Origin of the sequence: Providencia zhijiangensis (assembly GCF_030315915.2) — a bacterium.
In the GTDB taxonomy this organism is placed as follows: Bacteria; Pseudomonadota; Gammaproteobacteria; order Enterobacterales; family Enterobacteriaceae; genus Providencia; species Providencia zhijiangensis.
The window spans coordinates 2,064,344-2,076,795 of sequence record NZ_CP135990.1 but is presented as its reverse complement, the minus strand read 5'-3'; the positions used below and the strand labels follow the sequence as shown (position 1 = coordinate 2,076,795).

At 43.7% G+C, this 12,452-nt stretch carries 13 protein-coding genes; 6 read left to right on the top strand and 7 right to left on the bottom strand.

Annotation, left to right across the window (positions count from 1 at the left end; translation table 11 throughout):
- Positions 1–5: 5 nt before the first annotated feature.
- Positions 6–587: an ECF transporter S component gene (locus QS795_RS09550; RefSeq protein ID WP_154603650.1), complete on the bottom strand. Its 582-nt coding sequence runs from the start codon at positions 585–587 to the stop codon at positions 6–8.
- A gap of 63 nt (positions 588–650) precedes the next feature.
- Positions 651–1,076, bottom strand: coding sequence for a PPC domain-containing DNA-binding protein (locus tag QS795_RS09545; protein ID WP_286270304.1), 426 nt, complete (start codon positions 1,074–1,076; stop codon positions 651–653).
- Positions 1,077–1,465: 389 nt separating this feature from the next.
- Here QS795_RS09545 and QS795_RS09540 point away from each other — a divergent pair, with 389 nt between their 5' ends.
- On the top strand, positions 1,466–1,915 hold the full coding sequence (locus QS795_RS09540; protein WP_154603652.1) for a DUF441 domain-containing protein: 450 nt from the start codon (positions 1,466–1,468) through the stop codon (positions 1,913–1,915).
- An 11-nt stretch (positions 1,916–1,926) separates the two neighbouring features.
- Complete coding sequence (locus QS795_RS09535) at positions 1,927–3,975, top strand: tRNA(Met) cytidine acetyltransferase TmcA (RefSeq protein WP_286270301.1); 2,049 nt, start codon at positions 1,927–1,929, stop codon at positions 3,973–3,975.
- Here QS795_RS09535 and QS795_RS09530 read toward each other — a convergent pair.
- On the bottom strand, positions 3,956–4,150 hold the full coding sequence (locus QS795_RS09530) for a YpfN family protein (RefSeq protein ID WP_154603654.1): 195 nt from the start codon (positions 4,148–4,150) through the stop codon (positions 3,956–3,958). The genes QS795_RS09535 and QS795_RS09530 overlap by 20 nt on opposite strands.
- Before the next feature lie 118 nt (positions 4,151–4,268).
- Between QS795_RS09530 and QS795_RS09525 the strand changes: the two genes are divergently transcribed.
- Positions 4,269–4,661, top strand: a complete 393-nt coding sequence (locus QS795_RS09525; protein WP_272521776.1) for a DUF454 family protein — start codon at positions 4,269–4,271, stop codon at positions 4,659–4,661.
- A 43-nt stretch (positions 4,662–4,704) separates the two neighbouring features.
- On the opposite strand, the gene QS795_RS09520 is transcribed toward QS795_RS09525, so the two are convergent.
- The 4 genes from QS795_RS09520 to QS795_RS09505 all read right to left on the bottom strand — a co-directional run bounded on the left by QS795_RS09520 (position 4,705) and on the right by QS795_RS09505 (position 7,712).
- Positions 4,705–5,376 carry a M15 family metallopeptidase gene (locus QS795_RS09520; protein ID WP_318626444.1) on the bottom strand — a complete coding sequence of 224 codons (672 nt, stop codon included), beginning with the start codon at positions 5,374–5,376 and terminating at the stop codon, positions 4,705–4,707.
- The gene (dapE, locus tag QS795_RS09515) at positions 5,373–6,503 is read right to left on the bottom strand and encodes a succinyl-diaminopimelate desuccinylase (protein ID WP_318626443.1); all 1,131 of its coding nucleotides are present in this window, start codon (positions 6,501–6,503) and stop codon (positions 5,373–5,375) included. Before dapE ends, QS795_RS09520 begins: the two co-directional genes overlap by 4 nt.
- 11 nt (positions 6,504–6,514) lie before the next feature.
- On the bottom strand, positions 6,515–6,886 hold the full coding sequence (locus QS795_RS09510; protein ID WP_286270296.1) for an ArsC family reductase: 372 nt from the start codon (positions 6,884–6,886) through the stop codon (positions 6,515–6,517).
- Between the two features lie 205 nt (positions 6,887–7,091).
- Positions 7,092–7,712: a LuxR C-terminal-related transcriptional regulator gene (locus tag QS795_RS09505; protein ID WP_154603657.1), complete on the bottom strand. Its 621-nt coding sequence runs from the start codon at positions 7,710–7,712 to the stop codon at positions 7,092–7,094.
- Between the two features lie 449 nt (positions 7,713–8,161).
- Here QS795_RS09505 and maeB point away from each other — a divergent pair, with 449 nt between their 5' ends.
- From maeB to QS795_RS09490, 3 genes are all read left to right on the top strand, one after another.
- A complete protein-coding gene (gene maeB / locus QS795_RS09500; protein WP_036953259.1) occupies positions 8,162–10,441 on the top strand; it encodes an NADP-dependent oxaloacetate-decarboxylating malate dehydrogenase in 2,280 nt (759 codons plus the stop codon).
- Positions 10,442–10,594: 153 nt separating this feature from the next.
- Positions 10,595–11,488 carry a ChaN family lipoprotein gene (locus QS795_RS09495; protein WP_286270294.1) on the top strand — a complete coding sequence of 298 codons (894 nt, stop codon included), beginning with the start codon at positions 10,595–10,597 and terminating at the stop codon, positions 11,486–11,488.
- A gap of 136 nt (positions 11,489–11,624) precedes the next feature.
- Positions 11,625–12,428, top strand: a complete 804-nt coding sequence (locus QS795_RS09490; RefSeq protein ID WP_286270293.1) for an energy transducer TonB — start codon at positions 11,625–11,627, stop codon at positions 12,426–12,428.
- The last annotated feature ends 24 nt before the right edge of the window (positions 12,429–12,452 follow it).

The following is a 12,452-nucleotide window of genomic DNA, read 5'->3' as shown; positions in this document are numbered from 1 at the left end:
AACCCCTAACGCACTTTAGCCATATTCGGGAAAGTACGTTGAACGCGCTCAGGTAAACGACGAACAAGCAACCAAGCCACAATGGCTGAAATTATTTTATCCGCGATATTAGCGCCTAAAACGGTGATAGCCACAGACTCTAATAAGTTTTCACCAACAGCATGGAAATAGGCTACAAAAAAGTCTGCGCCACTACCGGTAGTACCCGAAAATAAGTAGGTACGAATAGGCACGGCGACGATCATCAGTGCGATAGTGATCACCACGCCCGATAAAATAACGCGTGGTAGGGTACGAAAACCGCCAGCACGTGCCAGTAAACCAGCACTTAAGCCGATCATCATCGCAACAGGCGCAAATGCCGCCGCGATAGGGCCTGTTAAAAGGCCCCAAAGCAAGTTAGTCGCTAAGCCACTAAAGATAGCCGCCCAAGGACCTGCGAGCAGTGCACAGATAATAGTGCCGATAGAATCAAGGAAGATAGGCAGTTTTAACATGGAACTTAATTGCCCAACCACCATGTTGATTGCAATAGAAAAAACAATTAAAGCCAATGTTCGGCTGGAAATGATTGACGAGTTTGCCATGAATTAAATATCCCTAATAAGTTGTAAAATAAAGCCAGAATAAAAATCAAAATAAAATGAAAGTTAACGAGAGGTGACGACCAATTCTTCATATCCTGAGAGCGCGCAAGGCTCGCGGGTAAAGGTTTTATTTTCAAGTTCGCCAATAATCAATTCGAGGGTGGTTCTGACGGTACAACCCGGCATCATATGCCCACCGCTCATTTGTCCGTTTTCATCGGAAACCGCCAAATGCAGATGTTCCCCCTGAGCGTCAAGGGTGCCTATCAGTGACACAATTTCAAACTTACCAGAAGTAAGATGGGTATTTTCTTGCCCAGCAAAACGCAAGGCGACGTCGGTCAAACTACCCACGCAGCCAGCAATAAATGCGGCTTGCAACTGATGATATTTGACCTGCACTCGTAAGGTAAGAATGACATCTTCCCCTGGACGTAGACGCAGTGCGATAAAGCGAGCGTTTGAATAAGTGGTTAAATCGTGAGACATAGCCGAGATCCTAGTAAATCGTGTTTATAAATTACGGCAATCTATTATACGAATAGATAACTTGCTGTCTGGGAAAGGTATTTTTTTCAGTTTTTTTTAGTGAAACACTCTGTATCTTAAAAAATATTGATCAAGAAGGTCGGAATAGTGGGAGAAAAAACAATGTGGAGTCTCGAATATTCTGATTATTTAACTTAAGTTTAATTGGGGTTCCGTGAATGAAGGAGAGCCTATTTTCTAAGATAAACTTTTTTCAGATAAACTATAGAAAATAGCGTTTAAAGGTGAAGGATGATTTGCCTCTTCAACGCGAGATCAATAACATACTAACTCAATTGACACGGTGGAACTGTGTTGCCGCAATGTATTTATTTTACAGGGGAAAAATTATGAGCCAAGTGGATCCTACACTGATCATTTTGCTGGTATTGGCAGGATTAGGCATTATCAGCCACAACATGACAGTGACGTTAGCCATGCTATTTTTGCTGGTGGTGCGGATCACGCCGCTGAATAATTTCTTCCCTTGGGTCGAAAAATATGGGTTAACCATCGGAATTTTAATCTTGACGATAGGTGTCATGGCGCCTATTGCGAGCGGAAAAATCTCAGCGAATGATGTATTAAGCTCCTTTTTGAATTGGAAATCATTATTGGCAATCGTGATTGGAATATTGGTTTCTTGGCTAGGCAGTCGGGGTGTTGCACTGATGGGAAGCCAGCCTTCCACGGTGGCGGGGCTATTGGTGGGGACAGTGATTGGAGTTGCCTTATTCCGAGGTGTTCCTGTTGGACCATTGATTGCCGCAGGGATTCTGTCATTACTTATTGGTAAATAGTCATCTTGGCGATGAAAAATTCATTACAAGCGATTGTAGAGCAGTTACATCATATCGGTTTCCGCCGCTTACTGGTTTTATCTGGGGAGCATGAGTGGGTTACATCTCAACTTCTGGAGTTGCAAGGTTTCTTAGCGGGGGATTGGCTCTGTCTCTCACCTGAATTACCCAATAGTATTCCACCAGAAAAAGCCCAACTATTGCTTGGACGCGAATTTGTTCATGGTATTTTTGATGCGCGTAAAGGGTTACATAGCGAGGCGCTGGCTATCTTAGCGGGAACCCTAAAAGCAGGAAGTTTATTGGTGCTTTGCACGCCACCACAATCCCGATGGGCGCAGCAAAATGATATGGATAGTGTGAGATGGAATGAGCAATTTGGTGAAATCTCCACACCGAATTTTGTGCATCATTTGCAACGTACTTTCCGGAATTGCCCTGATGTGCTGTTTATTGATCAACAGCTTGAGGAACAAAAACAGCCGCACGCACTGAATTTGTTACCCGATCACCCCAAATGGATAGCCCCCACGGGTCAGCCGACAGAACAGCAACAAGAGGCTCTTGGACAATTGCTGAGTGCAGAGAATGGAATATGGGGATTGATAGCGCCGCGTGGACGGGGTAAGTCCACGGTTGCGGGAATGCTGATAAAGGCGTGGAAAGGTGTGTGTTGGTGTTGTGCGCCAGCGAAAGTGACCACCGGTGTGATGGCGGAATATGCTCAACATGAGCTTGAATTTTGGGCGCCTGATGTGCTTTTGCGCTATTGCCAATCAGGGCAGCAGATTAATGCTGATTGGTTAATTATTGATGAAGCCGCTGCCATTCCATCTCATATTCTGCGGCAGATTATCGCCTTTTTCCCACGGGTACTTATGACCACGACGGTGGAAGGTTATGAAGGTACGGGGCGTGGTTTTATGATGAAATTTTGTGATAGCCTCGAAAATTTCACATCGCTGTCGCTCACTCAACCGATCCGCTTTGCAGAACATGACCCACTCGAAAGGGTGATTAACCACAGTTTATTATTGGAAAGCGCTATTTCGACGAAGGCCGTGTCAGAGCCGATTATCTTCAAGCTACTTAGCCAGCAGCAACTGGCTAATGATCCTAAACAGCTCCATGCATTTTACGGTTTATTGACCGCGGCACATTATCGAACCTCGCCGTTGGATTTACGCCGATTATTGGATGCTCAGCACCAACATTTTGCCGTTGCAAGCCATCATAATCAGGATGTTATCGGCGCTGTATGGATGGTGGATGAAGGTGGTTTAGATGAAAAACTGAGCTGGCAAATTTGGGCAGGACAACGGCGACCACGGGGAAATCTGGTTGCTCAATCCCTCGCAGCGCATTGCTATTTTCCTCAAGTCCCGAGATTACGTTCTCGCAGAGTGATGCGCATTGCCGTGAATGCTGGATATCGTCGCCAAAAAATTGGCTACCAGTTATTAGAATTGCAAATTGGACAAGGCATTCAGGACGGTTTAGATTTCCTATCGGTCAGCTTTGGTTTAACCCCAGAGTTATTGGCTTTTTGGCAATCATCAGGGTTCCAGATCGTACGAATTGGGCGGCATGTTGAGGCGAGTAGTGGCTGTTTCACTGCGATGGCGGTGTTGCCATTATCCGCAGAAGCGCAGTCAATTTGCTATTTAGGGCAACAGCGATTGCAGCGGGATTTATTCTGGCGTCAGGATCTGAACGAATTTAGTCTGAAAAGCACATCTGAGCAGCACCTTGATGATGGAGATTGGCTAGAATTGGTTGGCTTTAGCGATTATCACCGTTCGTTGGCTGCAAGTGAGGCGTCATTACAGCGTTTTTTAGCGGTTTTACAGCAACGAGATTCGGTTGAAATCACCGGTTCAGCCCTTGGGGCTTATTTTCATCAAGGGCAATCTGTTGAACATATTGCTGGGCAATTCGGGTTAGCAGGGCAAAAACAGTGGTTAAAACGGGCAAGAGCCGAAGTCGCACAGTGGCTGAATGGCTATTACCCTGAAGAGGTGAAAAGTTTAAGGCAACAAATTAGTGCTTTTTGTCTTTAGGCCAGTCGTCATCTTCATCGTCCCACAGGTGATTATTATCTTTGTGAGGCGGAATCTCTGGTTTGTCATCTAAATATTTTTTTGGGTCGAGTCGCATCATCTCTTTGACTGAGTTCCAAATGACCCCGACTAATAACAGTAGGATGACCCACCAGTAATCGGCTAACCAATGCATATTTGCCTTCTTATTTTAATCATAATAATGTGTAGCCCTGCCCACATGACGTAGTTGGTAGGCTTTAGTGGGGTCATTTAACCATGTTTTTTGTTGTAACGGGAGAGCCTGAGTGAATATAAAGAAAATCATATTCATTACAGTAGGGTGGATTGCTGTTGGCTTAGCTTTTCTTGGCGCTATTTTACCCGTCATGCCAACGACCTGTTTTTTATTATTAGCGGCATGGTGTTTTTCGCGTTCCTCACCACGCTTTCACAACTGGTTGCTATATCGTTCATGGTTTGGCGGGTATTTACGTCACTGGCAAGCGCATCGCGCGCTACCAAAAGGTGTAAAACCGAAAGCTATGACGTTAATCGTTATTACGTTTGCCTTCTCGATTTGGGTGGTCAGCTATGGTTGGCTAAAAATCGGGCTATTTTTAGGGATGTGTTGGTTGCTGATTTTTATGTACCGTTTACCTGTCGTCGATGTGTCAAATTCGGATCAGAATAATGAAGGTTTGTAATCAGGAAAGCTGTCACTCAGCAAGAGGCTGAGTGACAGATAAATCATTCAGGCACTTTAATATAGCGGTTAAAAACATACTCAAGGTTATCTAATAACCAAGTTTTTCCACTAATATCTTCTTCGGTGAGCACCTGTCTAACAATTTCGGGCGTCAATAGCTGTTCAGCTTCATGGGACAACAGCCAATAACTAATATGCCAAGGTTCTTCCGCTATACCTGCATTGGTGGCGGTGAAAGGGCGGTAGAAATCAAAGGTCGCCATATTGTCGGTTAACCAGTGACTAAGCTCAGCAAAATGACCCCCTTCTTGATATTCCCAAGGTTCTAATTGCAAGGTTTGCCCCGCAGGAATACGTAGTGGGTCGTAAACATCAATCTCAGTTCCCCAGTGGTGACGGCTTGCCCCGGGTAATGCAGACCAATGCAAGATTGCCTCACATAATTCCCCTTCCGTTAATGTTGAAATATCTAACGGCTGGCTATGGGTATCAAGAACCGGGCGCTTACCTGCAAATTTTTCATTCCAAATGATTTGCTGGCGAGCAAAATCACGAAAAGCACTGGCGGATTGTAGCTTAAACCCTGCGCGTGCCGCAGCTTGCTGCATGGCAAGAAACGCTTTAGTAGCATTAAACTGTAGGCGATGATTACCGCCCAAAGTCACTAAATGGTCGGTGGAGCGCCCAGTCAACATTTCGATGGAGAGAGTCATAGTAATAGTAATTCCATGATGCGTTCGTAGATAACGGCAAGCTGTTGCAAATCATCGACGCTAACGCACTCATCCACTTTATGGATCGTCGCATTCAAAGGGCCAAGTTCGATAACATGGGTTCCCATTTGGGCGATGAAACGTCCGTCAGAGGTGCCGCCACTGGTGGATAAGGTAGTGGCACGTCCCGTCACTTCTTGGATGGATTGCACCGTTGCACTCACTAATTCGCTGTCACCCGTCAAGAATGGTTGACCCGATAAGAACCAATCTAAATGATAATTCAGTCCGTGGCGCTCTAACATGTCTGTCACGCGTTCGCGGATCATGGTATCGGTCAGTTCGGTGCTAAAACGGAAATTAAATTGCACTTTTAGCTCACCGGGGATGACGTTATCGGCACCTGTACCTGCATTGATATTGGCGATTTGCATGCTGGTAGCTGGGAAATATTGGTTGCCATCATCCCATTTAGTGGAGACTAACTCTTGCAGAAAGCCGGTTGCACGATGTACTGGGTTATCAGCAAGATGTGGGTAGGCAACGTGTCCTTGAGTACCCAAAATAGTTAAGTGTGCGGTGATAGAGCCGCGACGACCATTCTTAATGATGTCACCAAGTGCAGACTGGCTGGATGGTTCTCCCACTAAGCAGTAATCGACTGGTTCATTACGGGCTTGCAAGGTTTCAACAACTTTCACGGTACCATGGGTAGCTTTCGCTTCCTCGTCAGAGGTAATTAAAAACGCAAGACGACCAGTATGGTTAGGGTGTTTTTCTACAAAGCGCTCGGCGGCAACCACCATGGCGGCAATGGAGCCTTTCATGTCGGCAGCACCACGACCGTATAAATGTTGGTTAATAATTGTTGGGGTAAATGGCGGAGTTTGCCATTTACTGTGATCGCCTGCAGGGACGACATCGGTATGACCCGCAAAGGCGAGGGTTTTGCCATTATTGCCACGGTGAGCCCAAAAATTGAGAGTATCCCCAAATGGCATTTTTTCCACCGTAAAGCCGATTTTATTCAAACGTTCGATGAGTAAATCTTGGCAACCTTGGTCATCCGGGCTGATAGAGGGACGGGCGATAAGTTGTTTTGCAAGTTCAATGACAGGGCAGTTCATTGAGTCACCTTTTATTTTGTGAATTTTTTGTAGTCGTCGGCGTTAAACCCGACAAGGTAATGACCATTAGCAGAAACAAGAACAGGGCGCTTGATCATCGCAGGTTCAGCCAGTAAGACTTTTTTCGCGCTATCAGCATCGACAACTGCATTTTTCTCTTCATCGCTGAGCTTACGCCAAGTTGTACCGCGTTTATTCACCAAGGTTTCCCAATCGATGTGTTGCAAAAATGTAGAAAGGAGTTCATCAGTGATGCCATCAACACGGTAATCATGGAATTGGTAGCTAACTGCGTTATCGTCTAAGTAACGGCGAGCTTTCTTAATGGTATCGCAGTTTTTAATTCCGTACATGAGATAAGGGGATGCAGGGGTGTTGGACATATGATTTTCCTCTAATGGCGAACAATGTATGCCCTACATAATGCGGGAAAATACAATTATGGTCTACCCCTTTGAATCGAAAAGATTTATTAATCTAATAAGCGATTTAATAATAACTAAGGCAGAGTTAATATTCATAATATTATATAAATAATAAAATAATTAATTTAGGAAACTTACGTTAATTAAATTAAATCAGATGAAATTATTTTGAACGCATGTATATTAAACTGGCTTCTAAACGAGATCGAACTCGTAATTTCTTTAAGACATTTCGGATGTGAACTTTAACGGTTTCTTCAGAAATAAATAATAGTTGAGAGATTTCTCTGTTTTTTAATCCCGCTGCCATTTCGTGCAATATTTCGCATTCACGGCGAGTTAATGTGGAAAGTGGATCTTTGGATTGATGCCGGGTAATCAGATGCTGATAAACTTTTTCGCTAAATACATGGTGTCCCTCCATCGCTTTTTTCATACTATTAAGCAGCATATCGAGTTCGCTATTTTTTAATAAATAACCTTGAGCACCTGCATCGATAGCGGCGTAGATATCGGTTTTCATCGTTGAGAGTGAAAGAACCAGCAAATAACTGTTAGCGCAATGCTTACGTAGTAATCGAATCGTCTCGAATGTTTTATTACCATGAAGAATAGTATCTATCAGTATCATATTGGGTTGTTTGCTGGTGGCGATATTCAGCGCTTCTTTACTATTTGAAACTTCTGCCGTTACGTCAAAGTCAGCTTTTGATTTTAATAAATGAGATAGTCCAAAACGAAAGATAGGATGTTCATCGATAATCATAACCGTATAATTAGACATAGTGGGTTCCTTTTTTATGTCTGACAACTTATTAGATTAACTAGAATTGATATAGTTAAAATATAATATATTTAAGATTACATGAAATCATTATTCTTAATTGATAAATTAATTAGCTGTATAAAAGCATGAATAATGGAAGCGAAAACTATGAAGCTGGATATATTTAAGGCTAAAAAGAAACGAGCTTTCGAATAATACATTAATTTCAAAAAAATAATAACTAAGATTGAAAAAAATTAAAGTGATTTAAAAAATGATATGAATAAAAATAATAACAATATTGTGTATCTCTAGAAATTCACCATTGTATTTTTGTGGCAAATCCGTGTAAATTCCTTGTAAATGAAAGATTTTTCTGGAAATCATAGGCGTGATCATGATTTGCTAACAAGATGTGTTTATACTGTGATGGCTCTTACCTTACCAAATTTTGAAAGGACTTGATGATGGATGATAAATTAAAACAAAGTGCTCTCGATTTTCATGAGTTTCCTCATCCTGGGAAAATTACTGTAACACCAACCAAACCATTAACCACGCAACGTGACCTAGCCTTAGCGTATTCCCCGGGCGTTGCAGTACCTTGCCTAGAAATCGCAGAAGAACCTCTAAAAGCGTATCGCTATACAGCGAAAGGTAACCTTGTGGGTGTTATCTCTAATGGTACTGCGGTACTAGGCTTAGGGAACATCGGTGCATTGGCAGGTAAACCTGTCATGGAAGGGAAAGGGGTACTATTTAAGAAATTCTCGGGTATTGATGTTTTCGATATTGAAGTCGATGAAACCGATCCTGATAAACTGATTGATATCATCGCGTCGCTGGAACCAACATTCGGCGGTATCAACCTCGAAGATATTAAAGCGCCAGAGTGCTTCTATATTGAACAAAAATTACGTGAACGCATGAATATTCCTGTGTTCCATGACGACCAACACGGAACCGCAATTATCTGTACCGCGGCGGTGATTAACGGTCTGCGCATTGTTAAAAAAGACATTGGCGATGTTCGTTTAGTTGTATCCGGTGCGGGTGCCGCATCGATTGCCTGTATGAACTTATTAGTGGCGTTAGGATTAAAGCGCGAAAATATCACCGTTTGCGATTCAAAAGGGGTGATTTATAAAGGTCGTGATGAGCGAATGGATGCGACTAAAGCCGCGTATGCCATTGACGATAACGGTCAACGCACATTAGCGGATGCTATTCCTGATGCTGACATTTTCTTAGGTTGTTCAGGCCCTCGCGTGTTAACACCAGAAATGGTGAAAACCATGGCAAAAGACCCACTGATCTTAGCATTAGCTAACCCTGAGCCAGAAATTCTGCCACCATTAGCGAAAGAAGTTCGCCCAGATGCCATTATCTGTACAGGTCGTTCAGACTACCCGAACCAAGTGAACAACGTACTGTGCTTCCCATTCATCTTCCGTGGCGCGCTGGATGTCGGCGCAACAACAATCAACGAAGAGATGAAGCTGGCTTGTGTTTACGCTATCGCGGACTTAGCGCTGGCGGAGCAAAGTGAAGAAGTTGCATCAGCGTACGGTAACCAAGATTTATTCTTTGGCCCTGAATATATCATTCCAAAACCATTTGACCCGCGCCTTATCGTGAAAATTGCGCCAGCAGTGGCAAAAGCGGCAATGGAGTCAGGTGTGGCAACACGTCCAATCACGGATATGGATGCGTATGTTGAAAAACTGAATCAGTTTGTCCATAAAACAAACTTATTTATGAAGCCAATTTTCTCTCAAGCGAAAAAAGAGCTAAAACGCATCGTATTAGCGGAAGGGGAAGAAGAGCGTGTATTACATGCGACTCAAGAGCTGGTTTCCCTTGGTTTAGCATTCCCTATTTTGGTTGGCCGTCCTAGCGTAATTGAAATGCGTATCCAAAAACTGGGTCTGCATATTGAGCTAGGTAAAGACTTTGAAGTGGTCAACAATGAAAATGACCCACGCTTTAAAGAGTACTGGCAAGAATATTATCAAATCATGAAACGTCGTGGTGTTTCTCAAGAAATGGCGCGTCGCGCATTAGTTGCTAACCCAACGATTATCGGCGGTATCATGGTTCTGCGTGGTGAAGCTGATGGGATGATCTGTGGTTCAATCGGTAGCTACAGTGAACACTACCAAGTTGTCAAAGACTTGTTCGGTTTCCGCGAAGGTGCGCATACAGCTGGGGCTATGAATGCCTTGTTATTACCAACCGGTAATACCTTTATTGCCGATACTTATGTGAACGAAGATCCAACGCCAGAAGAGTTAGCGGAAATCACGTTAATGGCAGCGGATACGGTTCGTCGATTTGGTATTGAGCCTAAAGTGGCGCTGTTATCTCGCTCAAGCTTTGGTTCTTCAGATTGTGGTTCAGCACAAAAAATGCGCGATACACTGGCATTAGTGAAAGCGCGTGAACCAAACTTGGAAATTGACGGTGAGATGCATGCGGATGCGGCGTTGATTGAGTCAATCCGTAAAGATGTGATGCCAGATAGCCCACTGAAAGGCTCAGCGAACTTACTGATTATGCCAAATATGGAAGCGGCGCGTATTAGCTATAACTTGCTGCGCGTGACAAGTTCGGATGGTGTCACCGTGGGACCTGTGCTAATGGGGGTTGCAAAACCTGTCCACGTCTTAACGCCTATTGCATCTGTTCGTCGTATTGTCAACATGGTGGCGTTAGCCGCAGTGGAAGCTCAAACGAACCCACTGTAATTAGCATCATTATAATAGTTTCTCGAATGATTGATTAATCATCGAGTTCCGCATAAAGACTTCCATTGTGGTTAATGGGAGTCTTTTTTATTTGAAAATGATTATCATTATCTGTATTTTGAATGGCTTCAAAGTCACTATATGGAAAAGATAATGATATCAGCACGTTCTTTGAATGATTTAACGAAAAAAACATCACTGTTGAGTTTAGGGATGCTTTTCGTTTTGAGTTTCACACAGTTAGGATGTACCTCGCAAACCCCAAAACCTGTTCAGCAATTAGATCACCAACTCACACAAACTGGCAAAATTATTGATTTAGATTCAGGCAAATCCATCACGCCACAGCAGTTAATTCAAGAACTTGCAGCCTCACCTCGCGTCATTGTCGGGGAAAAGCACGACAATATTTACCATCATCAAATCGAGCAGTGGGTCGCCCAAGAAATGCAGAAAATACGCCCCCAAGGTGCGGTGTTACTCGAAATGCTTACCCCTGATCAACAAAGTCGAGTAAACAATGTTCAAAAACAGATGCAGGGGAACCCGTATATTCGGGATGAAAAACTGCAAGAGGTTATACATTGGAATAGTGGTTGGCCGTGGGCGCAATATGGGGAACTCGTGAAGTATTTACTGGCTCAGCCATCCCCAGTTTTAGCGGCGAATATTAATCGAGATGCTGTACTGAAGGCTTATGACAACCCACCTACGCTTAAGGGAACACATTCAACGCAACCCGTTATTCAGGAACTGATCAGCGAAACCATTAAACGCTCACACAATGGTGAATTGGATGATAAACAAGCGAAAAAGATGATGGTGATCCAGCAGTTAAGAGATAGGGCGATGGCGCAGGGCTTATTAGATGCTCCGGCACCCGCATTACTATTTGCAGGTGGATACCATGCAACGCGAGCGATTGGTGTGCCGTTACATGTACTCGATTTAGCGCCAGATGAATCATTGAAAGTATTGATTATTTCGGAGCAAGGCGAGGAAATCGATAACTTGCATGCAGATTATGTGTGGTACACGCCGAAATAATCAACAAGTACGATCAATATGATGATTTAAAATCGTTAATTTTGTGAAGTAATCATCACATTTATTTACAAATAATTTCCATTTGCATTCGTTATTAATTATCATTTGCAACTCTGTAAAAGCACGTAAGATGAATATGAGCACAATAACGTTTGAAAGTGGGTATGTGAATCGGACCTCCAAAATGGGCGGGTGGCTGGTTTTAGCCGTGGCACTGCATATTGCCATTGTGGGATTTTTTATCTGGATAACACACAATGCGCGATGGGAGGAGTCATTGCCGCCGCCTTCAGTGGTGATGGAATTATCTATCGAAGCACAAGCCAAACAGTTAACGGAAGTGAACATTGGCCAAACCCAAGAGCTGGCTGTGGCGAGTGAATCCCATAAAGCGCAAGCAGAGGAAGCCACTATTCCCACATTGCCAGTTAATGAGCAAGCGGAAGTGCAACTGACGAAAACAACGGCGAAAAAACCAAAGCCCGAGTTAAAAAAACAAAAACAAGAACAGCAGCAAGTGAAGAAGGTGCAAACCACAGATTCAAAAGCCAGCGATGCGCCAGTGACCAGCGATGCGGCGGCACTCGTCCAAAGCCAGCAAATTGCCGCGGAACTTAATAGCCAGTCCGAAGCCCTTGATAGCCTACAAAAACAGTGGGAAGCGATGGTGCTTGGAAAATTGAATAAATATAAACGTTACCCTGAAGATGCAGGAAGGCGTAACCGCATAGGGAAACCGGTGGTGATGTTTACGGTAGATAGCCAAGGTTTTTTACTTGATAGCAGTTTAGTGAACTCATCAGGCACACGTTCTTTAGACAAAGAAGCGCAGCAGGTGTTATCTCGCGCGGCGCCGTTACCCGTACCGCCAGCAGAAATTCTCAAGAATGGACGGATAACGGTTAGGTTACCTATTGATTTTACTCTTAATGATAAATAGATTGGACTCACCATGCGTCATAAA

Excerpts from the sequence above, each read along its gene's own strand:
- QS795_RS09495 (WP_286270294.1), top strand. The coding sequence starts at position 10,595 with ATGATATCAGCACGTTCTTTGAATGATTTAACGAAAAAAACATCACTG.
- QS795_RS09510 (WP_286270296.1), bottom strand. The coding sequence starts at position 6,886 with ATGTCCAACACCCCTGCATCCCCTTATCTCATGTACGGAATTAAAAAC.
- dapE (WP_318626443.1), bottom strand. The coding sequence starts at position 6,503 with ATGAACTGCCCTGTCATTGAACTTGCAAAACAACTTATCGCCCGTCCC.
- QS795_RS09540 (WP_154603652.1), top strand. The coding sequence starts at position 1,466 with ATGAGCCAAGTGGATCCTACACTGATCATTTTGCTGGTATTGGCAGGA.
- QS795_RS09505 (WP_154603657.1), bottom strand. The coding sequence starts at position 7,712 with ATGTCTAATTATACGGTTATGATTATCGATGAACATCCTATCTTTCGT.
- QS795_RS09550 (WP_154603650.1), bottom strand. The coding sequence starts at position 587 with ATGGCAAACTCGTCAATCATTTCCAGCCGAACATTGGCTTTAATTGTT.
- QS795_RS09520 (WP_318626444.1), bottom strand. The coding sequence starts at position 5,376 with ATGACTCTCTCCATCGAAATGTTGACTGGGCGCTCCACCGACCATTTA.
- QS795_RS09490 (WP_286270293.1), top strand. The coding sequence starts at position 11,625 with ATGAGCACAATAACGTTTGAAAGTGGGTATGTGAATCGGACCTCCAAA.
- QS795_RS09535 (WP_286270301.1), top strand. The coding sequence starts at position 1,927 with ATGAAAAATTCATTACAAGCGATTGTAGAGCAGTTACATCATATCGGT.
- QS795_RS09545 (WP_286270304.1), bottom strand. The coding sequence starts at position 1,076 with ATGTCTCACGATTTAACCACTTATTCAAACGCTCGCTTTATCGCACTG.
- QS795_RS09530 (WP_154603654.1), bottom strand. The coding sequence starts at position 4,150 with ATGCATTGGTTAGCCGATTACTGGTGGGTCATCCTACTGTTATTAGTC.
- maeB (WP_036953259.1), top strand. The coding sequence starts at position 8,162 with ATGGATGATAAATTAAAACAAAGTGCTCTCGATTTTCATGAGTTTCCT.